The 23,241-nt window shown below is 70.6% G+C and carries 19 protein-coding genes; 9 read left to right on the forward strand and 10 right to left on the reverse strand.

Translation table 11 applies throughout. The annotated features are described in order from the left end of the window. Both TA90_RS02860 and TA90_RS02865 read right to left on the reverse strand, forming a co-directional pair. Positions 1 to 1,015: carbohydrate ABC transporter permease (locus TA90_RS02860; RefSeq protein WP_147513333.1), on the reverse strand; the 1,015-nt coding region annotated here is incomplete at its 3' end. Positions 1,016 to 1,112: 97 nt separating this feature from the next. After that, positions 1,113 to 2,414, reverse strand: coding sequence for an ABC transporter substrate-binding protein (locus TA90_RS02865; protein WP_231550637.1), 1,302 nt, complete (start codon positions 2,412 to 2,414; stop codon positions 1,113 to 1,115). A gap of 536 nt (positions 2,415 to 2,950) precedes the next feature. On the opposite strand from TA90_RS02865, the gene TA90_RS02870 reads away from it, so the two are divergent. Next, positions 2,951 to 3,526, forward strand: coding sequence for a YbaK/EbsC family protein (locus TA90_RS02870; RefSeq protein ID WP_043534519.1), 576 nt, complete (start codon positions 2,951 to 2,953; stop codon positions 3,524 to 3,526). A 244-nt stretch (positions 3,527 to 3,770) separates the two neighbouring features. Here the strand turns inward: TA90_RS02870 and TA90_RS02875 are convergent, their stop codons facing one another. Further along, positions 3,771 to 4,541 (reverse strand): alpha/beta hydrolase family protein, encoded by a 771-nt coding sequence (locus TA90_RS02875; protein ID WP_043534520.1) that lies wholly within the window; start codon positions 4,539 to 4,541, stop codon positions 3,771 to 3,773. A gap of 219 nt (positions 4,542 to 4,760) precedes the next feature. Here TA90_RS02875 and TA90_RS02880 point away from each other — a divergent pair, with 219 nt between their 5' ends. From TA90_RS02880 to TA90_RS02915, 7 genes are all read left to right on the forward strand, one after another. Further along, a complete protein-coding gene (locus TA90_RS02880; RefSeq protein WP_082031312.1) occupies positions 4,761 to 5,441 on the forward strand; it encodes an ASCH domain-containing protein in 681 nt (226 codons plus the stop codon). A 131-nt stretch (positions 5,442 to 5,572) separates the two neighbouring features. Beyond that, positions 5,573 to 5,884 carry a protoporphyrinogen oxidase gene (locus tag TA90_RS02885; RefSeq protein ID WP_043534521.1) on the forward strand — a complete coding sequence of 104 codons (312 nt, stop codon included), beginning with the start codon at positions 5,573 to 5,575 and terminating at the stop codon, positions 5,882 to 5,884. Positions 5,885 to 6,258: 374 nt separating this feature from the next. After that, positions 6,259 to 7,305, forward strand: a complete 1,047-nt coding sequence (locus tag TA90_RS02890; RefSeq protein ID WP_147513337.1) for a VIT1/CCC1 transporter family protein — start codon at positions 6,259 to 6,261, stop codon at positions 7,303 to 7,305. 93 nt (positions 7,306 to 7,398) lie between these two features. Continuing rightward, positions 7,399 to 8,268 (forward strand): trimeric intracellular cation channel family protein, encoded by an 870-nt coding sequence (locus tag TA90_RS02895; RefSeq protein ID WP_197067825.1) that lies wholly within the window; start codon positions 7,399 to 7,401, stop codon positions 8,266 to 8,268. 368 nt (positions 8,269 to 8,636) lie between these two features. Beyond that, positions 8,637 to 10,415 carry a glycosyltransferase family 2 protein gene (locus TA90_RS02900; protein ID WP_052450418.1) on the forward strand — a complete coding sequence of 593 codons (1,779 nt, stop codon included), beginning with the start codon at positions 8,637 to 8,639 and terminating at the stop codon, positions 10,413 to 10,415. A 370-nt stretch (positions 10,416 to 10,785) separates the two neighbouring features. Then, positions 10,786 to 11,517: an HlyD family efflux transporter periplasmic adaptor subunit gene (locus tag TA90_RS02910; RefSeq protein ID WP_052450419.1), complete on the forward strand. Its 732-nt coding sequence runs from the start codon at positions 10,786 to 10,788 to the stop codon at positions 11,515 to 11,517. Between the two features lie 4 nt (positions 11,518 to 11,521). Next, on the forward strand, positions 11,522 to 13,576 hold the full coding sequence (locus TA90_RS02915) for a glycosyl hydrolase (RefSeq protein ID WP_052450420.1): 2,055 nt from the start codon (positions 11,522 to 11,524) through the stop codon (positions 13,574 to 13,576). A gap of 207 nt (positions 13,577 to 13,783) precedes the next feature. Here TA90_RS02915 and TA90_RS02920 read toward each other — a convergent pair whose 3' ends face one another. The 6 genes from TA90_RS02920 to manA all read right to left on the reverse strand — a co-directional run bounded on the left by TA90_RS02920 (position 13,784) and on the right by manA (position 20,645). After that, a complete protein-coding gene (locus TA90_RS02920) occupies positions 13,784 to 14,878 on the reverse strand; it encodes a glycoside hydrolase family 130 protein (RefSeq protein ID WP_043534524.1) in 1,095 nt (364 codons plus the stop codon). A 62-nt stretch (positions 14,879 to 14,940) separates the two neighbouring features. Further along, on the reverse strand, positions 14,941 to 15,852 hold the full coding sequence (locus TA90_RS02925) for a carbohydrate ABC transporter permease (protein ID WP_043534525.1): 912 nt from the start codon (positions 15,850 to 15,852) through the stop codon (positions 14,941 to 14,943). Beyond that, positions 15,849 to 16,763: a carbohydrate ABC transporter permease gene (locus TA90_RS02930; RefSeq protein ID WP_043534526.1), complete on the reverse strand. Its 915-nt coding sequence runs from the start codon at positions 16,761 to 16,763 to the stop codon at positions 15,849 to 15,851. The genes TA90_RS02925 and TA90_RS02930 overlap by 4 nt, the downstream gene beginning before the upstream one ends. A 75-nt stretch (positions 16,764 to 16,838) precedes the next feature. Next, complete coding sequence (locus tag TA90_RS02935; RefSeq protein WP_043534527.1) at positions 16,839 to 18,197, reverse strand: ABC transporter substrate-binding protein; 1,359 nt, start codon at positions 18,195 to 18,197, stop codon at positions 16,839 to 16,841. A 93-nt stretch (positions 18,198 to 18,290) separates the two neighbouring features. Next, the gene (locus tag TA90_RS02940; protein WP_043534541.1) at positions 18,291 to 19,331 is read right to left on the reverse strand and encodes a LacI family DNA-binding transcriptional regulator; all 1,041 of its coding nucleotides are present in this window, start codon (positions 19,329 to 19,331) and stop codon (positions 18,291 to 18,293) included. A 69-nt stretch (positions 19,332 to 19,400) separates the two neighbouring features. Further along, positions 19,401 to 20,645: a mannose-6-phosphate isomerase, class I gene (gene manA, locus TA90_RS02945; RefSeq protein ID WP_052450421.1), complete on the reverse strand. Its 1,245-nt coding sequence runs from the start codon at positions 20,643 to 20,645 to the stop codon at positions 19,401 to 19,403. Between the two features lie 498 nt (positions 20,646 to 21,143). Here manA and TA90_RS02950 point away from each other — a divergent pair, with 498 nt between their 5' ends. Continuing rightward, entirely contained in the window at positions 21,144 to 22,046 is a 903-nt protein-coding gene (locus TA90_RS02950; protein ID WP_043534528.1) for an SOS response-associated peptidase, read from the forward strand. Between the two features lie 29 nt (positions 22,047 to 22,075). Here TA90_RS02950 and TA90_RS02955 read toward each other — a convergent pair whose 3' ends face one another. Next, positions 22,076 to 23,134 (reverse strand): carbohydrate kinase family protein, encoded by a 1,059-nt coding sequence (locus tag TA90_RS02955; RefSeq protein ID WP_052450422.1) that lies wholly within the window; start codon positions 23,132 to 23,134, stop codon positions 22,076 to 22,078. Positions 23,135 to 23,241: the final 107 nt, after the last annotated feature.

Here is a 23,241-nt window from a genome sequence, read left to right on the forward strand (position 1 = left end):
GGGTCGGCAGGGGCGTGGATCCCTCACCTGCGGAGGAGCCGCCCCGCCCCCGTCCGCGTCCCCCACGCCCACGACGCCGGTCCCCACCGGAGGTGGCGATGCGCCGGGTGAGGGCGAAGTTGACCATCCCGATGAGGATGATGATGAGGAAGAGGATCCAGGCGATGGCCGCGGCCCGCCCGAAGCTCTTCTGGGGGCCCCAGCCGAGTTGGTAGAGGTACATCGTCAGGGTCAACCACTGCTTGTCCGCACCGCCGTTGCCCATGGTGTCGAACATGCGGGGTTCGTCGAAGATCTGCAGACCACCGATGGTGGAGGTGATGACGACGAAGATGATGGTGGAGCGCAGCTGCGGGATGGTCACGGAGAAGAACTGGCGTGCCCGGCCCGCACCGTCCACGGTGGCGGCCTCGTAGAGCTCCTGGGGGATGGCCTGCATGGCCGCCAGCAGGATCAGGGCGTTGTAGCCGGTCCAGCGGAAGTTCACCATGTTCGCGATCGCGATGTGGGAGGCGAAGGCGTTCGCGTGCCAGCCGATGGGGCTGATGCCGATCATCCCGAGCAGGGTGTTCGCCATGCCGGACTGGTCGGCGAAGACCTTCGTGAAGATCATCGACACCGCCACGGGGGCGACGACGTAGGGCAGCAGGACACCCATGCGCCAGAAGGTCTTGGCCCGCAGGTTGGAGTCCAGGATCCAGGCGATGAAGACCGCCACGATGATCTGGGGCACCGAGGAGAACAGGAAGATCGAGAAGGTGTTGCGCAGGGCGATCCAGAAGGTCGGCTGCTGGACCACGTCGACGTAGTTCTGCATCCCGACGAATCCCTGCTCACCGCCGATGAGGTGCCACTTGTGCAGCGACACCCAGGCCGTGTAGAGGAGGGGGTAGAGCCCGGTGATCGCGAAGACCACGAAGAACGGGGCGATGTAGAGGTAGGGGGACCAGCGGTACTCGGCGCGTCCCAACCTGTCCTTCCAGGTGGGCTGCACGGCAGCGGTCGTGGTGGTCATGGTGTGTGGTCCTTCGGTGTCCGGTCTCCCGGTGTGGCAGTGCTGACGAGGGCGGATCCGGTGGGCCGGGACCTCGCGGTCCCGGCCCACCGTGGTCTCACTCGAGGCCGAGCTGGTCGAACTCGGTGAGGGCCTTGTCCCACGAGGAGGCGGCGTCATCCGTCTTGTCGACGTCGACACGCGTCATCGCGTCCGTCACGATCGTCGTGATCGCGAAGAAGTTCGGGCCCTTGTGCGGCTGGACCGTCACTGCCTTGGCGCGCTCGGAGTAGATCTTCCCGACGGGGGCGTTGTTGAAGAACTCATTCGTGTAGTCGAGGAGCTCCGGATCGTCCAGGGCCTCCACCTGCGAGGGGAAGGTGCCCTTGGTCTTGAAGGCCTTGATCTGCTGCTCGGGAGCGGTCAGCCACGCGGCCAACTCCTTGGCCTCCTCCGGGTGGTCGCCCTGTGCGGGCACCGTCAGGTAGGAGCCACCCCAGTTGCCGCCACCACCGGGGAAGACCGGGGCGACGTCCCAGCCGGTGACGCCGGCGGCGTTGCCCTCGATGACGCCGAGCATCCACGGAGGGCAGAGCATGGTCGCGAAGCCGTCCTTCTGGAAGGCGTTGACCCAGTCCTCGGACCACTGGGAGAGGTGGGCGGAGAGGTTGTCGTCGACGGAAGCCGTCAGGACGTCGTCGTAGACGCCCTTGATCTCGGTGTTGTCCTTGAGCGGGATGACCGTGTTGTCGTCCTGCTCGAAGGGGTTCTTCACCTGGTTGATCATGCCCTGGTAGGTGGCCGTGGCCCCGTCGTACCAGGGGATGTCGGTCTTGGACACGAAGTCCTTGCCGACCTCGAAGTACTTGTCCCATCCACCATCGAGGAGGGAGGCGACCTCGTCGCGGTCTGTGGGCAGCCCGGCCTTCTCGAAGAGGTCGGCGCGGTAGCAGATGGCCTCGGGCCCGATGTCGGTGCCGTACCCGATGAGCTTGCCGTCGACGGTGGCAGCCTCCGTCTTCCAGTCGAGCCAGCGGCCGTTCGTCTCGTCGGAGGTCAGGTCCGTGAACTCGTCCGGGTACTGCGCGAGCTCGGGCAGCCAGTCGACCTCGATGGCCTCGATGTCGGAGAGGCCGGAACCCGCGGCCAGGCGGGTGTTCATGTTGTCGCGGGCCTCGTTGGAGGTGGCGGCCTTCTTCTCGACGACCTTGATGCCCGGGTGGGAGTCCATGTACTCCTGGTAGAGGTCGCCGTAGCCGAACTCGTTGAAGGTCGCGACTGTCAGGGTGATGTCGCCGCTCGCCGAGCCGGACTCGCCGCCGGACGCGCCGGACTCGCCCGAGCCCGACGAGCAGGCACCGAGCACCAGGGCGCTGACGGCTGCGACGCCGACGGTGCCCATGATCGTTCTGGTTTTCACAACTGCTCCTTCGTGTGTGGGATGGCTGGGCGGGTGCTCCGCAGCGATGCGGACCCGCTCGTCCAGAACCCGGGTCTGAGAGCGCTCTCAACCTTCGCTCCACTGCGAGAGAGCGCTCTCAAATGGGTTGTCATGATGGTGTCACAAGTTGTCCGCCGTGTCACATCCGTCACGGACACGATTCGGTAACACCACCCCCGGCGAGGTCCGCTCTGTTCCCACCGCGAAATCCGCTCTGTTCTGACCTCGAGGTCCGCCCCGTACTGGGCCCGAGGTCCGCCCTGTTCCGGGCCCGAGGTCCGCTCCCCTCCCCTGCCCCGTGCCGGGTGACCACACTGTGGCCCCCGCCCGGGGGCACCCCTTCCCATCCGTCTAGCGTGGGAGGGAATCGGCGAGGCGGACCCGGCCCGGTCGGCGACCCTCCGCACGCACCTCCCGGTGCGGCGGTCCCGGCGCACGGCAGCCCACCCCGTCGGCCGCTCCCGTCCGTCCCGACGGCGGCACCCGGGCCGCCGGCACCGTCCAAGGAGGTACCCATGTCCCAGTCCGACCCGGAGATCCCCGGAATCGGCAGCCTCGAGACCCTTCCTGCCCTGGAACACCTCGACCTCGTCGCTCCGCCCGTCGCCGCAGCACTCCAGGCACTGGCCGGTCATGACCCGGCCCTGGTCGACCTCGTGCGCGTGGTGCCCATCGACCCTTCCCTCGCGGACACCGAGGTCATGACCGAGACCTTCGGCATGGACCTCGCGCTCTCCTCCAACTGCATCCTCGTGGCCGGCAAGCGCGCCGGTGAGGAACGTGTCGCGGCCTGCGTGGTGCGCGCGACCACCAACGCCGACGTCAACCACGTCGTGAAGAGGACCCTCGACGTGCGCAAGGCCTCCTTCTGGCCCCAGGAGCACGCGGTGGAGGCCTCGGGCATGGAGTACGGCGGCATCACACCGGTCGGCGTGCCCGCCGAGTGGCGCCTCCTCATCGACGAGCGCGTCGCGGTGGGGTGGTCCTGCATCGGCTCGGGCCTGCGGCGTTCCAAGCTCTTCGTCACCGGCGACCTCCTGGTGGCCCTGCCCGGCGCGGAGGTGGTGGAGGGGCTGGCCGTGCCGGCCTGAGCAGTCGACGGCAGACAATGTGTGGACGACCGCGCAGCCATTCTTCGAATGGATCCTCGTGACCTGCGGAAACGCGGGTGAGCCGACTGCCGGGTGACGATCGGGATCGCGCATTGTCTGTCGTCGGGCCCTCACGGGGCCCGGGATCCCCCGGTCCCTTGTGCGGACCGGTGTCGGGGTCCGCCGCCCCGACCCGTCGACAGTGGAACCCTCTCTGATCCGCCGGCCCGGTCACCGGGATCGCTCAGTGCTCCAGCGGGAGGAACTGCCTGATCCAGGCGACCGACAGGTCGGAGAGCGCTCGGGGGTTCTCCCCCGCGCCGAACCTCGCTCCGCGGACCACCTCGACGCGGGACCCGTCGGGCAGGCGGGCGAAGTTCTCCTGGGTCATCTCCACGAGGCCGACCTGCTGGTCGTCCTCGTCGTGGATGATGAGGACGGGGGTCGCCAGGCCGTCGAGCACCCGGTGGGTGTCGACCATCGAGAGGTCGACGAGCGTCTGCTTGGAGATCGTGAAGTTGCGGCGCGGGCCCGGGGAGTCGTCCGGGATGGTCGTGACGCCGTGCTCCTCGAGCTCGTCGAGCTGGACGGGGGAGAAGATCTCCTCCCAGTCGAAGGAGAGCGGGCCGGTCACCGCGCCGGAGAGGATCATCGTCCGCGCCGCCCGGGGGCGTGCGAGCAGGGCCGTGACCGATCCGAAGGAGTGCCCGTGGACCAGCTGGCGCGGGAACCCCTGGTCGGCGAGCCAGCCCGAGGCGGCACGCAGGTCCTCGACCTGGTGCTCGGAGGTGATGATGTCGTCATCGGAGTCCCCGTGGCCGGAGTAGTCGAACTCGAGCGTGGCGTAACCCGCTGCCCGGTAGACGCGGGCGAGCCGGTCGAAGTGCTCCCCGGAATGGCGGTTGGCGAGGAAGGAGTGGGAGAAGAGGACCGCGGCGTCCAGCGCGTCGACGGGGTTGATGAAGGTCCCCGCGAGCGTCAGCCCGCGGGGGGTCTGGATACGGACCTCACTCACGACACCAACCTAATCGCTGCGTGCCCCCAGCGGCAGGGGGTGTCCCGGAGTGTGCACGAAGGTGAACCCCGCACGGACCTGTGCGCGGGACCCGGCCCACCCCGGGGCCACCCGGCTGCGCCGCCCCCCATCCGCCCCCGAGCGACCCGCCCGCACCTCCCGTCCGCACCGCCCGTCCACGCGCGGGACAGCGCACCCGGCGCGGTCCACAATGGGGTCATGGACACCGACTCACCGGCCACACCCACCACCGGCGACCCCGCCGGCAACGACCCCGCCGCCCCCACCACAGACCCCGCCGAGGAGGAGCTGCACGAGGAGGAGGTCGCCTACTCCGATGACGCGGCACTTCCCCCCGACGAGGGCGAGGTGGACCTGTTCTGGCAGGAGGCCAGCAAGTCCGCCGGCCTCACCCGGCTCGACGTCGTCATCGGGACCAACCCCGAGGCACTCGTCCCCCCGCCCGCCTGGCAGTTCGGGTGGACCGCGAAGCAGGCGACGGAGTTGGTCGAGCTGGTCCTCTCCGGCGCCAAGACCGCCACCGCGGGCCCCCTCTCCGACTACGACGACGGGGTCGAGCAGCTCCCCACGATCGGCGAGCTCGGCATCGCCTGCGACGGGGCGGGCCACCCACGCGCCCTCGTGCGCACCGACGCTGTGGCCGTCGTCCCCTTCGACGAGGTCGACGAACTCCACGCCGCGGCCGAGGGTGAGGGCGACCTCTCCCTGGACTTCTGGCGCCGGGCACATGTGCGCATGCTCCCCGGCCACGAGGGCCGTGACATCGACGAGCCCTGGCCCGAGGACACACCCTGGCCCACCGACGACATGGTCCTCGAGCGGATCTCCTGCGTGCACCCACGTCCCCGCCGTTCCTTCCGCGAGGTCCTCGACGCCTGAGCCCTCGGCGGGAGAACGCCCGGGCCGGGGGCACCGCAGGGGCCGTGGCCCCACGACGCCCGGGCGGCACCACCGCACGGCGCGCACCACCGCCCGCTAGTCTGGGCGCAACGACTTGGGAGGCAGCACACATGGGGACGAAGACCGGCATCATCCTGGGACTCGGCATCGGGTACGTCCTGGGCACCCGCGCGGGCCGCGAGCGCTACGAGTCGATCCGCTCGGCAGCGACACGGATCCGCAGCACCCCCATGGTGGCCCGTCCGCTCGACTCGCTCGGGGAGAAGGTCTCCGACGCCGTGCGCGTCCAGGGCGAGAGGGTCACCGACCGTGTCGCCGACGTCGTCAAGGAACGACTCTTCGGGGGTTCCCCCTCCCGTGGTGAGTACGTCGACGTCGAGGTCGAGGTCGAGGACCCCTGGGCCCACTCGGACACGCACTGACCCCTCGGCAGTCCTCGGGCGGTCACAGATTCGTCACATGCGGGAGCGCCCTCGTACGCCCGGGCCGCACCGTGCCGCGAGGTTGCGGCCCCCCGAAACCGTTCCTTCGGGACGGCTCGTGGACACCCCCGGGGCCCGGTGCCACGGTGGGCACCGTGTCCGAGAACGACGTGCCCTCCTCCGCCCCACCCGGCCCCTCCCCCGACCCGGCGGGGGCCCGCTCCCCTTCTGCCGACCCGACGAGGGCGCAGTCCCACCCCGTGGGCGACCCGACGGGGTCGCCCGGCCAGTCCCCCGCCGACCCGCCGGTCGCACTCCCCGACCCCTCCCCCGCCCAGATCAAGAAGTGGCGACACCACCTGGCCGAGGAACGGATGGAGGCGGAGACCTACCGGCGGCTCGCGGACCGACGCAGCGGCGAGGACCGCGCGGTCCTGCTCGCCCTGGCGGACGCCGAGGGCCGGCACGAGGCCCACTGGCTCAAGCTCCTGGGTCCCCACTCCGAGCCCGCCCCACGCCCCTCGATCTCCGCACGCATCCATGCCCGTCTGGCGAGCGTCTTCGGCACCGTCTTCGTCCTGGCCATGGCGCAGCGCGCCGAGCAGCGCACGACCTACGACCACGACTCCGACGCCACCGCGCAGATGGCCGCCGACGAGCACATCCACGGCGAGGTGATCCGCGGCCTCACCGCACGCTCCCGTCAGGCACTGGCCGGGTCCTTCCGCGCCGCGGTCTTCGGCGCCAACGACGGTCTGGTCTCCAACCTCGCGTTGATCCTCGGTGTCGCGGCCACCGGCATGACCCCCCACCTGGTGCTGGCCACCGGCGTCGCGGGACTCCTGGCGGGCGCGCTGTCGATGGCTGCGGGTGAGTGGGTGAGCATCTCCAGCCAACGCGAACTCCTGGACGCCTCCGTGCCGGACCCCCAGGCACACCGCTCCGTCCCCGCGTTGGACGTGGACGCCAATGAGCTCGCCCTGGTCTTCCGGGCCCGCGGCGAGGACGAGGCCGAGGCCCGGGCCCATGCCATCGCGGTCTTCGACCAGATCAGACAACCCCGTACCGAGCAGTCCGGGTCGATCGCGGTGCGGGCCGCCCTGGGCGACGCGGAGTCCGCCACGCACGGGGCCGGGCAGGAGATCGGCACACCGCTGCGCGCGGGCCTGAGCTCCTTCTGCTTCTTCGCCGTGGGCGCCGCGATCCCCCTGATCCCCTACGTGCTGGGACTCACCGGATACGTCGCCATCGCGGTGGCGGCCGTCATCGTCGGCCTCGCTCTGCTCGCCACCGGAGGGGTCGTGGGAGTCCTGTCGGGACAGTCACCCTGGCCACGTGCCCTGCGCCAACTGGTGATCGGCTACGGCGCGGCCTCGATCACCTATGCCCTGGGGCTGCTCTTCGACGCCACCCTGGGCTGAGCAGGCCCCGCCGCCCGCGCCCGCCACGCAGTGGGCGAAGCCACGCCGGGCACCGGGGAGCCGGGATGCGGCTCCGGCCGCCCCTCGCGGACAATGTCCCCCGTGCTGGAACCCCTCAACACCGCTCTCCCGGACCTCTTCCGCGTCATCGACCTCATCGGCGTGCTCCTCAACGGCGTCCTCGGGGGGAGGCTGGCACGCACCAAGCACTTCGACGCGGTGGGTTTCTCGGTGCTCGCCGTCATCTCGGCGCTGGGCGGGGGGATGGTGCGCGACGTCCTCCTGCAGGTGGGACCCCCGGTGGCACTCACCGATCCCTGGTACCTCACCACCGCCCTGGTGGGTGCGGGGATCGCGATGCTCTGGAAGCTGGACTCCAGACCCTGGCGCATCGTCCTCGTCATCGCCGACGGCACGGTGCTGGGCTGCTGGGCGGCAACCGGGGCCCTCAAGACGCTCTCCGCAGGTTTCGGCATCATGCCGGCGCTGCTGCTGGGCATCATGACGGCGGTCGGGGGCGGCATGATCAGGGACGTGGCCGCCGGGAACGTCCCCCAGGTGTTCGGCGGCAACAACCTCTACGCCACACCCGCCCTGGTCTCCGCGGCCGTCATGGTCACCTTCTCCCAGGCGGGGCTGGACATGGTCGGCATGCTCGTCGCCACGGTCGTGGGATCCGGTTTCACCGTGGTCGCCCACCGTCGCCGCTGGCAGCTCCCGCAGAACCCCGAGTGGACGCTCTCGCTCACCTCCTCCCAGGTGCGCCAGCTCCTCGCCGATCACGGGACGGGGTGGACCGTCCGTCGCCGCGACGTCACCCCGCGTGGCGGGCGGGCGGACAGGCGCGGCGCGAGGGGCGCAGGACACGGGAGGGACGCGGACGAGGGCGGCCCCGGCGGAGTCGGACCGGCCACCAATCCTCCCCAAGACCCCGGGCCCTTCGGGGGTCACGGACGGCCCTGAGGACAGTCGTTCGCGAATTGCAGCAATTCACACACGCCTGCCCGGACCCGACCTCCCGGAGGCTCGGGACCAAGGTCCCAACTGCCTCTCACCTGCGCTCCTGCCACCGAAGGTCCGGACGGTGAGGCACTGCGACCCGGCGTGGCCCCGTCCGACGGGTGCCCGAGGGGCGAGATACCGCTTCCACCCACAGCGTCCACCATGCCTACCCTCGCACCAGTACCGGGAACACCTCCAGGCGGGGAGGGCCCGGGGATGACCGATGACGGCCACGGCGGGGGCCGCGAGCCTCGGTCGTGGTGCGGAGTCGAACGATGTCGGCAGATCACTGCCCATCTCCCCTCCGAACCTCCCTGGAGGTCCCGCCGATGAACACCCCACCCGACTCTCCTTCCCCCCTGCCCCCACCGGAGCGCGGGAGCACCCTCGAGGACTTCGAGAAGCTCCTGGCCACGACCGCACGCCAGACCCCGGGCCCGGGCACCGGAACCTTTGCCCACGACCATCCCGGTGACGCCCTCGCCGCCGTCGTGGACGGGGGCGACCTCACCGGACGCCACGAGGAGACGACACGCACCCGGGGCCCCTCGCCCTCGCTCATGGCGCTCGTGCTGCTGGCCACGATGGGCGTGATCGCATATGCGGCGTTCCTGCTCAACCCCGCCCACCGGGGGGACATGCTCCCCTACCTCCTCATCGTCGTGGCCGAGGCGGTCGTGATCCTCAACGCCCTGCTGGCGATGTGGACCATCCTGTCCTCCGGCTACGACCCGCACGACAGTTCCTTCCACCACGCCTCGAACCACCTCTTCGACCCCGAGGAGATCGTGCGGGAGGGCATCCAGGACCGGCCGGAGCTCTGGCCGATGCACCTGGGTGGGCGCCCCGTCACCGTCGAGGTGTTCATCACGACCTACGGCGAACCGGTGGACGTCCTGAGGCGCACGGTCGTGGCCGCTCTGGCCATGAAGGGCGCCCACCGCACGTGGATCCTGGACGACGGCCGCAGCGACGAGGTGGCGGCACTCGCCCGGGAACTGGGCGCCCGGTACGTGCGCCGCCCCACCTCGAACGGCGCCAAGGCCGGCAATGTCAACTACGCCCTGACCCTGGCCAAGGGGCCCCTGTTCGCCATCCTCGACGCGGACTTCGTCCCGCGACCCGACATGCTCACCGAGATGGTCCCCTTCTTCGCGGACCGCACGGCGGCCTTCGTCCAGGGCCCCCAGGTCTACGGCAACATGGACAACGTCATCTCCCGCGGTGCGGGCTACATGCAGACCGTCTTCTACCGGTTCATCCAGACCGGTCGCAACCAGTTCAACGCCGCGTTCTGCGTCGGGACGAACGTCATCTTCCGCCGGGAGGCCGTCACCGAGATCGGGGGGATGTACACGGGTTCGAAGTCGGAGGACGTGTGGACCTCGATCCTGCTCCACGAGCGCGGGTGGCGGTCGATCTACATCGCGCGGACGGTGGCCGTGGGCGACACCCCGGACACGATCGAGTCCTACCTCAAGCAGCAGACGCGCTGGGCGACGGGCGGGTTCGAACTCCTCTTCACGCACTTCCCGTGGAGCCCCCGGCGCCGACTCACCGTCGACCAGCGCATCCAGTACGGGGTGACCTCCACCTTCTACTTCACCGGGATCATGCCCCTGGTGCTCCTCGTCGTCCCCCCGATGCAGATCTTCCTGGACCTGGCCCCGATCGCGGCCTCCACCTCGGTGACGACCTGGGTCATCTTCTACCTGGGCTTCTACGGGACCCAGGTGCTCGTCGCCTTCTTCTCGATGGGCTCGTTCCGCTGGGAGGTCCTCCTGCTCTCCATCGTGACCTTCCCCGCCTATGTCAAGGCCCTGTGGAGTGCTCTGACAGTGCGGGACCAGGCCTGGCAGGCGACGGGGTCGAGACGACGGGCGACCTCGCCCTTCGCCCACATCCTGCCCCAGATCATCACCGCCGCATTCCTGCTCCTCACCAGCCTGGTGGGGGCCTGGAAGCTCAGCCACACCACGGACGGGGCACTCGCCCTCGTCTGGAACGGGGTCAACACCCTGATCTTCCTCGGCTTCCTGTTCCAGGCGTCCGTCGAGGCACGTCGCATGCGTCGCGCGCGCCGCGAGGCAGCGACCGCACGGCGCTGACCCCGGGAGCCGGCGCGGTCCTGTCCGACACCGAGGGGCAGGTGGTCGGACAGGACCTCCTGCCCGCTCAGGGTCACGGCACCCCCCGACCGCCCGTCCCGGTGGCGGCGACCCCGTGGGTGGACTCCCGGTCCGCCACCCGGGCCGAGTCCCCGACCGACTCCCCGGTTGCCACCCCACCCGTCCCCGCGGTCGACTCACCGTCCGGTCCGCGGGACCCGGACCACCGGGCCGCCCGGAGCACCTTCCCCTCCCCGGTCGCCCGGGTCCTCCCGGACCCGACTCCCGGACCCGGCAGGGGAGCCCCCGCTGCCCTCCCCCCGACCTTCCCCAGTCGGCGCCGACGCGCCCTCGACGATCGGAACACACCATGACCTGGACAATCCGCCTCAGGCTCCTCACCGGACTCGTGCTCACCGTGGCGATGGTCCTCGGGCTCACCCTCATGCTCAACCGCCGGACCAGCCAGGCGACCTCCACCAATGCGGTGATCTCCATGGGCACCTACGACATCGGCAGCGAGTACGGCGGCACGGTCCGTGAGCTCCACGTCAAGGAGGGCCAGGTGGTGGAGGCGGGCGATCCCGTTGCCACGATCCACTCCGGCCTGCTCCAGCACGACCTGACCGCGGGCGAGGTGAGCGCCGCGACCTTCCCCGGCCAGGTGACACCCGATGGGGAACTCACCCTGGTCGCGACCGAGCCCGGGACCGTCACCGAGGTCGGCACACGCGTGGACAGTTTCCTGCGCGCGGGATCCGTGGTGACCACGATCAACGTCGCCGGCTCCCAGTACGTCGAGGCCGAGATGGAACTGGAGGCCCGCGACTACGCCCGTCTCATCGTCGGCGCCCCGGCGACCATCACCCTCCCGGACCGCACCGAGCTCGCCGGCATGGTCGACGCCGTCTCCGTGACCTCCGAGAACGGGTGGGCCACCGCCACCGTGCGCATCGCCAGTGAGGAACTGGCCGCCACGACGAGCTCCACGCTCACTGCTCCGGGCACTCCCGTCACGGCTTCGGTGCACCTGCAGGACAACGGTGCGGTCTCCGAGGCCCTCACGACGCTGGACCTCTTCCTCCAGCGTCTGGGATCATGAGGGGATGGCCATGGACTCCCCCCGTCTCCACGCACGGCTCGCACTGGGGGCCCTCCTGGCCGTCCTGGCCCTCGGCGGTTGCCGGGACGCCGGTGCGGAGTACGCCCAGTCCGAGGAGTCCCAGAGCATGGCGGCACCACCCACCGATCTCGCCGCCCTCCCCGAGGAGTCCCTGGCCACACCTCCGGCACTGAGGCTCGCCGAGGACCTCGTCCCCCCGACGAACCGCTGGTTCTCCGGGTTGGTCTTCCCCGAGGAGGCCCAGCCGGTGTTCCCCAGCCCGCTGTCCTACACCCCCACCACGGACGGGTTCGAGGTCGGGGTCCCGGAGGTCACGGCCTCCGCCTCCACCATCATGGGTCCGGCCGCCGCGGACGTTCGGGTGGAGGCGGGTGCCGGGGACTTCCTGGTCACGCGCTACGACGACGCGAGCCTCACCCTGACCCTGCGCGGGCAGGCCGCTGACGGCTCGACGGGCGGGGACCTCCTCGACGTCACACTCGCCGAGGGCTCCCCCGTGGTCGGACTCAGCGCCCGCGCCCACCTGGACGTCACGCTCCACGCCCAGTCCTGGGAGGAGCTCGGCGGGGACGGGCAGTGGGTGGGCAGCTCCGCCTCCGGGCGCGCCTGGGTGGTCACCGCCCCCGCAGGCGCCAGCGCCTCGGGTGGGACGCTGACGGTGCCACTGGACGCGGACGAGGGCGCCGCCCTCGTCGCCGCACCGGACGGACTGACGCCCACCGCGGGCGACGAGGTCACCGGGGCGGTACCCGTGACCTCCACGCGCGCCACCCACTCGACGCAGGACGGGGAGGCGCGGACCACCCTCGACTACCTCACGGCCGACGGTTCCCCGACCCTGCTCACCACGGCCCCGCACCAGGGGACGTGCGGCACCGAGGTCGGGACCTACCCCTCCGTCAACGGGACTCTCCACGCGTGCTCCGGCAACTCCCTGGAGTGGACGGCACCGGTGGTGGAGGCCCTGGACCGCCTCGACCTCGGCCGGCTCACGGACGAGGAGAGGGATGAGCTCACCGACCAGGTGCGCACCGATGCGGCCACCGAGAGGGAGCTGCCGGCGGACACGTACTTCGGGGGCAAGGCCCTGCAGCGCGAGGCCTCCCTCATGCTCATCGCCGAGGAACTCGGGATGGACGCCGAGGCCGCGCAGCTGCGCACCCGGGTGGGCGACGCACTGCGGACCTGGGCGGAGGCCGAGGGGTGCTCCTCCCGGGACGAGCGCTGTTTCACCTACGACCCCGTCCAGCACCTCGTGGTGGGCAAGGCGATCGCCTTCGGCTCCGAGACCGCCAATGACGCCCACTTCCACCTGGGCTACTTCCTCAGTGCGGCCGCCATGGTGGGCGCGGGGGATCCGGAACTGGCCCAGGAGATCGCACCCGTGATCGACGCCCTGGCCCAGACGGTGGGCGCGGGCAGCACCAGCACCTTCGCGCCACGCCTGCGGACCTTCGACGTCTACTGGTCCCACTCCTGGGCCTCCGGCTGGGCACCCTTCGCCGACGGGAACAACCAGGAGTCCGTCTCCGAGGCCGTCAACGCGTGGAACGGGCTGGCGTTGTGGGCGCGCGTGCGCGGGCAGGCTGACCTGGAGGAACGCGCGACCTGGATGCTGTCGATGGAGGCGCACGCCTCGGACGCCTACTGGACGGACTTCGACCGGGCGGACCCCGTGTACGAGGGCTTCGACCACAAGGTCGTGTCCCTGGAGTGGGGCGGGAAGAGGGACTGGGCGACCTGGTTCTCCCCCGAGCCCTCGGCCATGCTGGGGATCCTCGTCATCCCCGCGCCCCCGGTCGCCGACTACCTGGCCGGGGACCCGGGGCGGATCCGGGAGAACCTGGAGGAGGCCCTGGCGGGGGCCGAGGACCACGACGTGATGTTCGGTGACCAGCTGCTCATGTACCGGTCCCTGGCCGGAGCGGAGGATGCGGCTGAGGCGCTGGACCTGGCACGCGCCCTGCCGGAGGAACGCATCGACGACGGGAACACCCGTTCCTACCTGCTGGCCTTCGTCATGTCGCACCTGCGCTGACCAGCCCCACCCCCCAGACCCCGCCGAAGTCCGCTCAGTTCTGGTGTCGAGGTCCGCTCAGTTCTGGGGTCGAAGTCCGCTCAGTTCTGGGGTCGAAGTCCGCTCAGTTCTGGGGTCGAGGTCCGCTCAGTTCGGGCCCTGAGGTCCGTCCTGATCAGGGCACGAGGTCCGCCCCCGCCCCGGGCCCGCGATCGGCCCTGAACCGGCTCAGGCCTGCACGCGGTCCAGTCGGGCGACGCCGATCGCGCTGTCGGCCATCCCGTAGAAGACGTAGTCCTCGCCCTCGATCCGCTCGATGGCAGTGGGGAAGACGACGTTGGAGACGGTGCCTTCGGTCTCCTCGCCGGTCTCCGGGCTCAGCAGCGGCGCCGACGTGCGGGCGATGATCCGGGAGGGGTCGTCGGCGTCGAGGATCATGGCCCCGGCCTCGTAGCGCACCGACTGCTGGGGGGTGAAGGCGGAACCCTCGATCGCACCGGTGACGCCGTGGTGGATGAGGAGCCATCCCTCCTCCACCCGGATCGGTGCCGGCCCGGCGCCGATCTTCGACTCCTCCCAGGGGAAGGCGGGGGTGGTCACCTGGCGGTGTCCGAACACGCGGGTGAGGGCGCGCAGGTCTCGCTGCACGTCCTCCACCGCGACGTAGGAGATCCAGATCGTGGGACGCGCGTCCTCCACGCCTGCGGGCAGCGGGGGCGCGTCGTCGGGACGCACGAAGGTGAGGTCCCACATCGGGCGGTGGAGCACCGCCAGGGACGGGCGTCCGTCGGGTCCCCGCACCGGCTCGGGCAGGAAGACGACGTCCTTGTTGGGGAAGAGGTTGAGGTCAGTGTCGAGGTCGTCCTCGTACCCGAACAGGAGCGGACCCAGGCGCGTCCACGACAGGCCGTCCGCGGAGACCGCGAGGGCGGGGTGGGGACCCAGCGGGCCGAAGGCCACGTAGGTCATGACGTTGAGGCCGATCGCGGGGATCCACGTGTTGCGCGGGTCCTCCACGCCACCGTGGTGGGTGCCGTGCTCCCACCCACGGTCGGGGGACAGCACGATCCCCTCACGGACGACGTCCACCGGGACCCCACCCTCGACGAGCACACGCGCACGTCCGATGCGCGACACGTTGCCCGCGGCGACGAGGCGGGGCAGCAGGTGCAGCTGGCCGTCCGGGGTCCACACGGTGGCGGGGTTGAGGACGCCGTCCACCTCGAGCGGGTCGCCCGAGGGCCGCATGAGCGTGCCGACCCGGGTGAGGGCGAAGGGCACTGCGGGCACGGTGGTGGTGGTGTTGGGGATGGGGGACGACATACGTCGTTGCTCCTGTCGGTGATGCGGGACGGGCGGGAAGGGGAGGGCGGGGATCCAGGTCCTCAGCCCTTGACGGCGCCGAGGACGCCGTTGACGAGGTAGCGCTGGATGAACACGTACCCCAGGACCAGGGGCGCGGCGACGATGAGGGTCGCGGCGGCCAGGAGCGGCCAGTTGTTGGAGTAGGTGCCCTTGAAGGCGAACAGGCCTGCCGAGATCGGGAACTTCGCCTGGTCGGAGAAGAGGACGGTGGCGAGGATGATCTCGTTCCAGATCCACACGGCCTGGAGGATGAACACGGTCGCGAGCGCCGGCTTCGCCAGGGGGAACACGAAGCGGAACAGGTAGGTCCAGTACCCCACGCCGTCGAGGGCGGCGGCCTCGTCGAGTTCCTTGGGGATCGAGGAGACGAACCCGCTGAAGAGCAGTGGGCCGATGCCCACGCCGACGCCGACCATGAGGATGTAGCCGATCTGCGTGTTGTACAGGTGCAGGCGCAGCAGCAGCTGGAACTGCGTCATGAGGGCGTTGGGGAGGAAGAGGACCAGCACGAAGAGGAGGTTCCAGAACTTCGCCCCGCGGATGTAACCGCGGGCCACGGGGAAGCCCATGACGAGGGCGATCAGGGTGCCGATGCCGGCTCCGGCGACGGTGTAGAGGACCGTGTTGAAGAAGTAGGAGCCGAAGTTGCCCTTCGACCAGGCCTCCGCGAAGTTGCCCCACTCGAAGGAGGAGGCCATGCCGACGGGATTGGAGACGAACTCCGCGGTGCTCTTGAGTGCCGTGTTGAGCAGGTAGAGCAGCGGGTAGACGAACATCACCATCAGCAGGGCGACGAACAGGTAGGACACCCAGGGCACGTTGCGGAAGTGCCGACGCGGGGCCACCTCGCGGTGGTCGGCCCCCTGCGGCGCTCCGGTGCCGGGACGCTGCTGCGTCGCGGGGGAGGACGTGGTGTCGAGTGCGGTGGTCACTTCTGTTCCCTTCTGCGCAGGTACCACAGGGTGACGAGGGTGATGACCCCGACCAGGACGAACTGGACCATGGAGATGGCCGCCGCATAGCCCTGGGACTGCGAGAGCGTGGTGCCCGAGCGACCTCCGAAGGCCTGCATGTAGACCTGCAGGGAGAGCACCTGGGTGCCCTTCTTGTCGGGACCGGTGAGGACGTAGGTCAGCTGATAGCTCTGCATCGCGTTGACGATGCCGAGGAGGACGTTGGCGGTGACGGAGGGGGCGAGCATCGGCATGGTGATCCACCGCAGGGTCTGCCAGCCGGAGGCGCCGTCGATGCCGGCGACCTCGTAGAGCTCCTGCGGGATGGCCTGGAGCCCGGAGAGGAAGATGATGACGGAGACGCCGCAGACCATCCACACCTGGACGAATATCACCAGGTAGAGGGCGATGTTCTGGTCACCGAAGAACGCCGAGTTCTTCCCGAAGAGGCTGAGGAAGCGCTGGGCAGGGCCACCTGAGGTGTTGAACATCAGGGACCAGATCAGGGCGGTGACCGTCACGCCGAGCACGGTGGGCATGAAGACCACCGCACGGTAGAGGTTGCGTCCCCTCAGGCGCGGGTTGTTCAGGAGGATCGCGATGCCCAGGGCCAGGGTGATCTGGACGATGGTCGACACCGAGGCGAACACCAGCGTGTTCTTCAGGGCGTTGAGGTTGTCGGCACGGTGGCCGGCCCCGAAGTAGTCAATGTAGTTCTGCAGCCCCACCCACTTCGTCGGCAGGTAGATCGCCTGGCGCAGGTCGGTGAAGGACACGAAGAACACTGCGATCGCGGGCACGAAGGCGAAGACGGTGAGGACCGTCAGACCTGTGCCGAAAGTGGCGCGCATGGGGGCGCGCGACGGGAATGGATAGGACTTGGTGTTCACGACTGTTCCTGTCGGAGGCGGTGTGGCCGGACGCCTGCGCGTCCGGCCACACCGGTCGGATCGGTCAGCCGGGGCTCAGAAGCCCGCGGCCCACGCGGTCTGGGCTGCCGTGGCGGCCTCGGCGGCCGTGTCGGTGCCCAGCGGGGAGAGTGCCGGGTAGTTGAACGGGTACACCGCGTCGTCACCGGCCTTGTTGTTGGCGATCCAGACCTGGTCCCAAGCGGGCTGGTAGGTCTTGGTGTAGTCCGCGATCGAGTTCAGGAAGTCCGAGGAGTCGATCCCGGGCTGGGCCGGGGAGAAGCCGGCCTTGTTCACGAAGGTCGCGTAGTTGGTCGGGTCGGAGAAGAAGTCGAGCCACGCGAGGGCGGCCTCCTGGTTCTTCGAGTTCGAGGCGACCGCGAGCTGGAGCTCGATCTTGCCGTTGAGCAGGGCGTTGTCGGCCGCGTTGTCGGAGCCGGGGAAGGGGATGTAACCGTACTCGAAGGCACCGTTGACGGCGGAATCGATGGTGGGCTGGTTCCAGGTCCCGTCGGGGAGCATCGCGAAGTCACCGCGCGCGAAGGCCGCGGGCATGTCGTCGTAGCCGGCGCCGGAGAAGTTGTCCTGGGCGTTCTCGAAGACGGTCTGGGTCTTCTCGAGGATGGACTGGGTGTCCGTGTCGGTGAGGGAGACCTTCTGGGTCCACAGGCCCTCGGCCAGGGACTGCTTGGCCTCCAGGGTCGGGTAGGCGGAGGCGACGTTGCCCAGCATGACGAGACCGGCCGGCCAGGTGTCCTTGCCGCCGATGCCGAAGGGGGTGATGTCCTTGGCCTTCAGGGTCTTGATCACGTCCTGGAGCTCGGACCAGGTGGTGGGGGCCTCCAGGCCGTTCTCCTCGAAGATCGTCTTGTTGTAGTAGACGCCGGTGGAGTAGCTCAGGCCGGTGGGGACGGCGTACTGCTTGCCGTCGATGGCCTGCGCGTCGAGCACGGAGGACGTGTAGTTCTTCATGAAGGGCTGGTCGGTGAGGTCGACCAGGCCGCCCGCCTGCGCCATCAGCACGTCGTCGGAGGTCGAGTCGGAGGCGTACGAGGGCGCCTCGACGAAGTTCTTGACGACGAAGATGTCGACCGAGCCCGCGGAGAGCTGCGCGGACTTCGTGGCCGGGTAGGAGTCGTTGGGGACCGAGGTGACCTTCGCGTCCACGTTGGGGTACTTCTCCTTGAAGGCGGTCGTGATCGCGTTGAAGGCCTCGTCCGACGCCGAGGCGCTCGAGACGAGGATGTTCAGCGAACCCGACAGGTCCGAGGGGGCAGTGCTGGCGCCGGACTCGCCCGACGCGGAACCGGTGGACCCGCCTCCGCAGGCGGCCAGGGTGCCCACCATCGCGAGGGACGCGGCCCCGGCGACCAGGGTGCGCGAGACGCGCCCCGCGCGGGAGTTGCTGTGTTGCATTCTTGACTCCTTCGTCTAAGCCGAAGCGTTTCGGTGCCCACGAATGTAGCACCGCTCGGCCCGTGGGTGCCACCCACCGAAGTTACGAATGGATCACATCCTGCCAGCGGCGCGCGCCGGGGCGGTGGACTCACCCAGGACGATCTCGGCGGGAGGGATCTCGCGGTCCTCGGGGGCACCGCCGTCGATGGTCTCCAGCAGCACCCGTGCCGCCTCGGCGGCCAGACGGCGCGGGTTCGTGCGTGCCGTGGTCAGCGTGGGGCGGATGTACGTCCCCAGGGCGATGCCGTCGTAGCCCGTCACCGAGACGTCACCGGGCACGTCCAGCCCGAGGTCCTGGCACTCCCTGATGAACCCGACCGCCATGAGGTCGTTCGCGCACACGACCCCGGTGGGACGGTCGGGACGGGTCATGAGCTCGCGCGCGGCCTCCTGGCCGCCCCGGTAGCTGAAGTCACCCTCGATCACCCGACTGGTGTCCAGGTCGGCTGCGGCCATGGTCTCCTGCCAGGCCCGGCGCCGGGAGCGGGAGTGGACGAACTCAGGTGGCCCCGCCACGTGGGCGATGGACCGGTGCCCCTGGCCGATGAGCAACCCGGTGAGGTCCCGCATCGGGGCCACGGCGTCCTGACGCACACTCGGCAGGGGCAGGACGGTGTCGGGGTTGACCGCCACGGCGGGCATGTCGAGTTCCCGGGAGAGGGGCACCCGGGGGTCGTCGATGCGCAGCTCGTTGACGAAGACCCCGTCGACCCTGCGGTTCAGCGCGAGCATCCGGTAGCGCTCGATGGTCTCCTTCTCGCCGGTGCTCACCTGGAGCACGAGGGCGTACCCGCGCGGCGCGAGGACCTCCTCGATGCCGCCGATGAAGGCCCCGAAGAACGGGTCCGCCTCGAGGACGTCGATCTCGCGCTGCACGACGAGTCCCACGGTGAACGCGCGGTCCGAGGAGAGGCTTCGTCCCCTGAGGGAGGGCACGAAACCGAGGTCGTCGGCGACCTCGAGGATCCGCTTGCGCGTGGCGTCGGAGACGCCGGGTCGTCCGTTGAGGGCCGCCGATGCCGAGCTGATGGCCACTCCGGCCACCCGGGCGACATCGACGATGGTCGTCCGCTTCCGCGATGAGGCTGACATGCGCACATCCTAGGTCCTGGCCCATCGGGGCCGGTCACCGGTGCAGCACCGCTGACCGGCCCCGAGGGCTCAGGCCACGGCCACCCGGGCAGGTGTCGCGACGACCGGGAGCACCCGGGCGCCCCGGCCGTCCGCCGCGGAGGCGACCGTCACGACGGCCACACGACCCGCGCCCTCGACCCTGACGGAGTCCTCGGCCCGGGCCAGGACGGCCCCACCCGGCACCAGCGCGCTGCGCCCGGCGGCGTCCGCGACCACCACGGCACCCTCGAGGGCGAGCAGCATGGTCACACGTCCGTCGCCACCCACCTCGACGACCCCGGGCTCGCGCACCTCGACGACCTCGAGACGGAAGTCGGGCACGGACGTCGTGAGCTCCTGGAGGCACACGCCCGGGGCGGGCCAGGAGGCCTCGAGCGGACGCACCGGGGCGGATCCGGGGTGGAAGTCCGCATTCGCCGTGAACTCCGCGACGTCGACACGCTTGGAGGTCAGCCCGGCGCGCAGGACGTTGTCGGAGCTCGACATGACCTCCAGGCCGAAGCCGTCGAGGTAGGCGTGGACGGTGCCCGCCCCCGTGGACAGTGCGTGCCCCGGGGCGACGGTCACGTGGTTGAGGAAGACGGAGACGAGGGCGCCCCGGTCCCCGGGGAACTGCCCGAGCAGGTCACGTGCGAGGTCCAGTGCCGGGGTGCCGGGAGCGGATCCGAGGGCCTCCAGTGCCGCTGCGACCTCCGACGGGGGCAGTTCCTCGAGCAGGGTGAAGGCCTCCTCGATGGCGCGCTCCTCGGGAGCCGCGCCCAGGACGCTGCACACGCCCTCCAGACCGGGGACGAGGGCGAGGTCGGCGCGGATGTCCTCCGCGTGGCGGAACCCGGCCAGCGCCCGCAGGGGTGAGAGCGCCACGATCGCCTCGGGCTTGTGGTTGGCGTCGGAGTAGTTGCGGTGTGCTGCGTCCACGCCCGCCTCCTGCTCCCTGCGGTAGCCCGCCCGCGCCTGCTCCAGGCTCGGGTGGACCTGGATCGACAGTGCGCGGCAGGTGGCCAGCAGCTTGACCAGGAAGGGCAGGCCGGCGCCGAACCGTCCGATGGTGGACTCCCCCAGCCAGCCGGTCGGGTCGGAGGCGATCACAGCGTCGAGGGGGCGACCGGGGTCCGCGGGCGAGGCGCTGTCCGCCAGGGCAGGGTGGGAGGGGTGGGCCCCGTGCCAGACCTCCGCCCAGGGCCTGCCGTCGGGGGGTACGCCGAGGAAGTCCGGGATCGTGGTCGGGGAGCCCCAGTCGTAGTTCTGGAGCGCTCCGGTGAGGGTGAGCATGCGTGTTCCTCGTTCGGTGACGTGGCGCGGGTCGTCGGGGTGGACCCGGGCCGGATCGACTGTGGTCAGGTCCCCATTGGCACACCGGGCACGGGTGCATCCGTGTCCGTCGAGGGGACGACGACGCCCCCGGGTGCACTGGCGGGCCATCGGGACCCGCCGGTCGGAACCACTTTACCGAAACGCTTCAGTTGACTCTAGCAAAGGCCTCCCGGCCTGTACAGCACCCCCTGAGCGCGAAGTCCGCTCTGTTCTCCCCGCGAGGTCCGCTCAGTTCTGCCCCCGAGGTCCGTCCCCGTCCAGTCGGCGAGTGCTGCCCGTCCGCTCCCCGGGCACCGGTCCCGTCCGCTCCCCGGGTACCGGTCACGCCCGCCCGCTCCCCACGGGCAGTGTGCCCGCCACCGCCCATCCGCCTCGCCCGCGTGCCTCTCCCTCTCACCGCGCCCACCTGTCGCACTGCGTGGGAGGATCGGGACACCCGAGATCCGGAGGTGCCCGATGTGCGGCCGTTTCGCCCTCTTCGCCGATGATGACGAGCTGGTCTCCCTCTTCGACGTGGACCTGCTCCTGGATGAGCACCGACCCTCCTTCAACGTCGCCCCCTCCCAGGTGGTCCGCGTGGTGATGGACCGACTCGTCGACGAGGACGGCCACGTCATCCGGGTGCAGGGAGGCGACCGATCCGGCGCGGCATCCACGACACAGCAGCGGGGCACCGACCGTCCCCCCGCACCGGGGGCAGCAGCGGGCGCTCCCGACGCCGAACCGACCACGACCACGCCCCCGACCACCACCCCGACCGACCCCACTCCGGCGGGCCACGCACGCGTCGAGCGCCAGCTCCGCCTCCTGAAGTGGGGTCTGGTGCCGTCCTGGGCGAGGACGCCCGAGCGCCCCATCATCAATGCGCGCGCGGAGACCCTCACGACCAAGCCGAGCTTCCGCGCGGCCGCGGCCCGGCGCCGCTGCCTCGTCCCCGCCAACGGCTACTTCGAGTGGCAGGCCCCGCCGACCGGCCACGGCCCGAAGCAGCCCTGGTTCCTCTCCGCGGGCGAGGGCGACCCCGTCATCGCCCTGGCCGGGATCTCCGAGGCCTGGCGCGTGCCCGGCACCCCCGCCAACGAGGGCGACGCCTGGCTCCTGACCTGCGCGATCATCACCCGTTCCGCCCCTGACGCACTGGGCGAGATCCACGACCGCACCCCCGTGGTCGTCCCCCCGGACCTGTGGGACGCGTGGTTGGACCCGCGCACCACCGACCCCGGGAGCGTCGAGGGTCTCCTGCGGGCAGTGCCCGACCCCGCCCTCGTCCCCCGCGAGGTCTCACGCGCGGTGGGCAATGTGCGCAACGACTCCCCCGAGCTCATCGAGCCTGTCGACCCGGACCGCACTCCGGCCTGATCCACGGGCGGGACCCGACGGTCCTCCTCTCAGATCCCCTCCAGCAGCTCGGCCAGGCGCGGGTCCGAGCGCCAGGTGCGCGTCCCGAAGGTGCAGGTCGACAGGGTCGCCACGGAGGCGGCGAAGGTGATCTGCGGGGTCGGGTCCTGCGGCACCGCGAGTTCCGCGGCATGGAGCCGGGCGAGGGCCCAGGCCAGCGCGCCGTGGAACACGTCGCCCGCACCGAGGGTGGATGCCTCCGCGACCCCGACCACCGGGACCTCCCCCTCCGCCCCGTCCCACCACCAGCGCACAGGGTTCGCACCGTCCGTGCGCACCACCCGCGTGATGCCGAAACCGCGCAGGAAGGCGGCGGTGGCGTCCCCGTCGGCCTCGCTGAGCACGGGCGGGCGGAAGTCCGCCGACACCACGGCCACGTCCACCAGTCCGAGCAGCGGCGTGAACCAGGGCTTCCAGGAGCCGCCGTCCAGGACGCGCAGGTGCGAGGGATGCTCCTCGAGTTCCGCGAAGGGATCCTCGGATGCGCCGTCATCCCGTGTCCCCACACGCAGCGCCAGCGCGGCCAGTTCCGGGTTGTGCCCGTCGACGAGGACGACGTCGGGGTCGCCCATGTGGAGGAGGTCCTCAGCGAGCCGGGTCCGCGCGCCGACGACATCCAGGGGGAGGCGCGCATTGGTGGAGACGACCATCCTCCCCTCCGGGTGCTCGACGATGCTGGAGAGGGCGGGTTCCAGGCCACGTGCCCGCGAGTCCGCGTCCGCGGGGAGCGGGGGCGGTCCGTCGGGGAGTTCGGTCGCATCGAGGACGTCCACCCCGGCCTTCGCCAGGTCCGCGCGCACCACATCACTCAGGGGACCCCGTCCGACTGCGGTGAGGAGGGTTGCGACGTCGCCCTCGTCGCCCTCACTGCCGGTCCCGCGCACCCGCGCCACGCGGCACAGTGCCGAGAAGGTCACCGCCGCGTTCGTCGCCGGCCCGCCGGCCGCCAGGAGGTGCGCCGTGGACGTGGTCTTGGTGAGCGGATCAGGTGCCGAGTCGAGGCCGTGTGCCACGTCCAGGGTGGTGAGTCCCGCGAAGAGTCCGTGCATGCGCCCATTGTCCTGCCCGGCACGTCGGTCTGCTCCGGACCCGCTGCTCGACACCTCCCGGGACGGACGGTCCGTCAGCTCCGGGAACGCCGGAAGGAGCTGCCGGA

Source organism: Actinomyces polynesiensis (assembly GCF_000820725.1).
GTDB classification, from domain to species: domain Bacteria; phylum Actinomycetota; class Actinomycetes; order Actinomycetales; family Actinomycetaceae; genus Pauljensenia; species Pauljensenia polynesiensis.

What these genes read in the sequence shown, in the direction of transcription:
- TA90_RS02890 (WP_147513337.1), top strand. Translation starts at nt 6,259, where the DNA reads ATGGAGGCGGAGACCTACCGGCGGCTCGCGGACCGACGCAGCGGCGAG.
- TA90_RS02915 (WP_052450420.1), top strand. Translation starts at nt 11,522, where the DNA reads ATGGCCATGGACTCCCCCCGTCTCCACGCACGGCTCGCACTGGGGGCC.
- TA90_RS02885 (WP_043534521.1), top strand. Translation starts at nt 5,573, where the DNA reads ATGGGGACGAAGACCGGCATCATCCTGGGACTCGGCATCGGGTACGTC.
- TA90_RS02955 (WP_052450422.1), bottom strand. Translation starts at nt 23,134, where the DNA reads ATGCACGGACTCTTCGCGGGACTCACCACCCTGGACGTGGCACACGGC.
- TA90_RS02870 (WP_043534519.1), top strand. Translation starts at nt 2,951, where the DNA reads ATGTCCCAGTCCGACCCGGAGATCCCCGGAATCGGCAGCCTCGAGACC.
- TA90_RS02920 (WP_043534524.1), bottom strand. Translation starts at nt 14,878, where the DNA reads ATGTCGTCCCCCATCCCCAACACCACCACCACCGTGCCCGCAGTGCCC.
- TA90_RS02940 (WP_043534541.1), bottom strand. Translation starts at nt 19,331, where the DNA reads ATGTCAGCCTCATCGCGGAAGCGGACGACCATCGTCGATGTCGCCCGG.
- TA90_RS02900 (WP_052450418.1), top strand. Translation starts at nt 8,637, where the DNA reads ATGAACACCCCACCCGACTCTCCTTCCCCCCTGCCCCCACCGGAGCGC.
- TA90_RS02935 (WP_043534527.1), bottom strand. Translation starts at nt 18,197, where the DNA reads ATGCAACACAGCAACTCCCGCGCGGGGCGCGTCTCGCGCACCCTGGTC.
- manA (WP_052450421.1), bottom strand. Translation starts at nt 20,645, where the DNA reads ATGCTCACCCTCACCGGAGCGCTCCAGAACTACGACTGGGGCTCCCCG.
- TA90_RS02880 (WP_082031312.1), top strand. Translation starts at nt 4,761, where the DNA reads ATGGACACCGACTCACCGGCCACACCCACCACCGGCGACCCCGCCGGC.
- TA90_RS02910 (WP_052450419.1), top strand. Translation starts at nt 10,786, where the DNA reads ATGACCTGGACAATCCGCCTCAGGCTCCTCACCGGACTCGTGCTCACC.
- TA90_RS02895 (WP_197067825.1), top strand. Translation starts at nt 7,399, where the DNA reads ATGTCCCCCGTGCTGGAACCCCTCAACACCGCTCTCCCGGACCTCTTC.
- TA90_RS02950 (WP_043534528.1), top strand. Translation starts at nt 21,144, where the DNA reads ATGTGCGGCCGTTTCGCCCTCTTCGCCGATGATGACGAGCTGGTCTCC.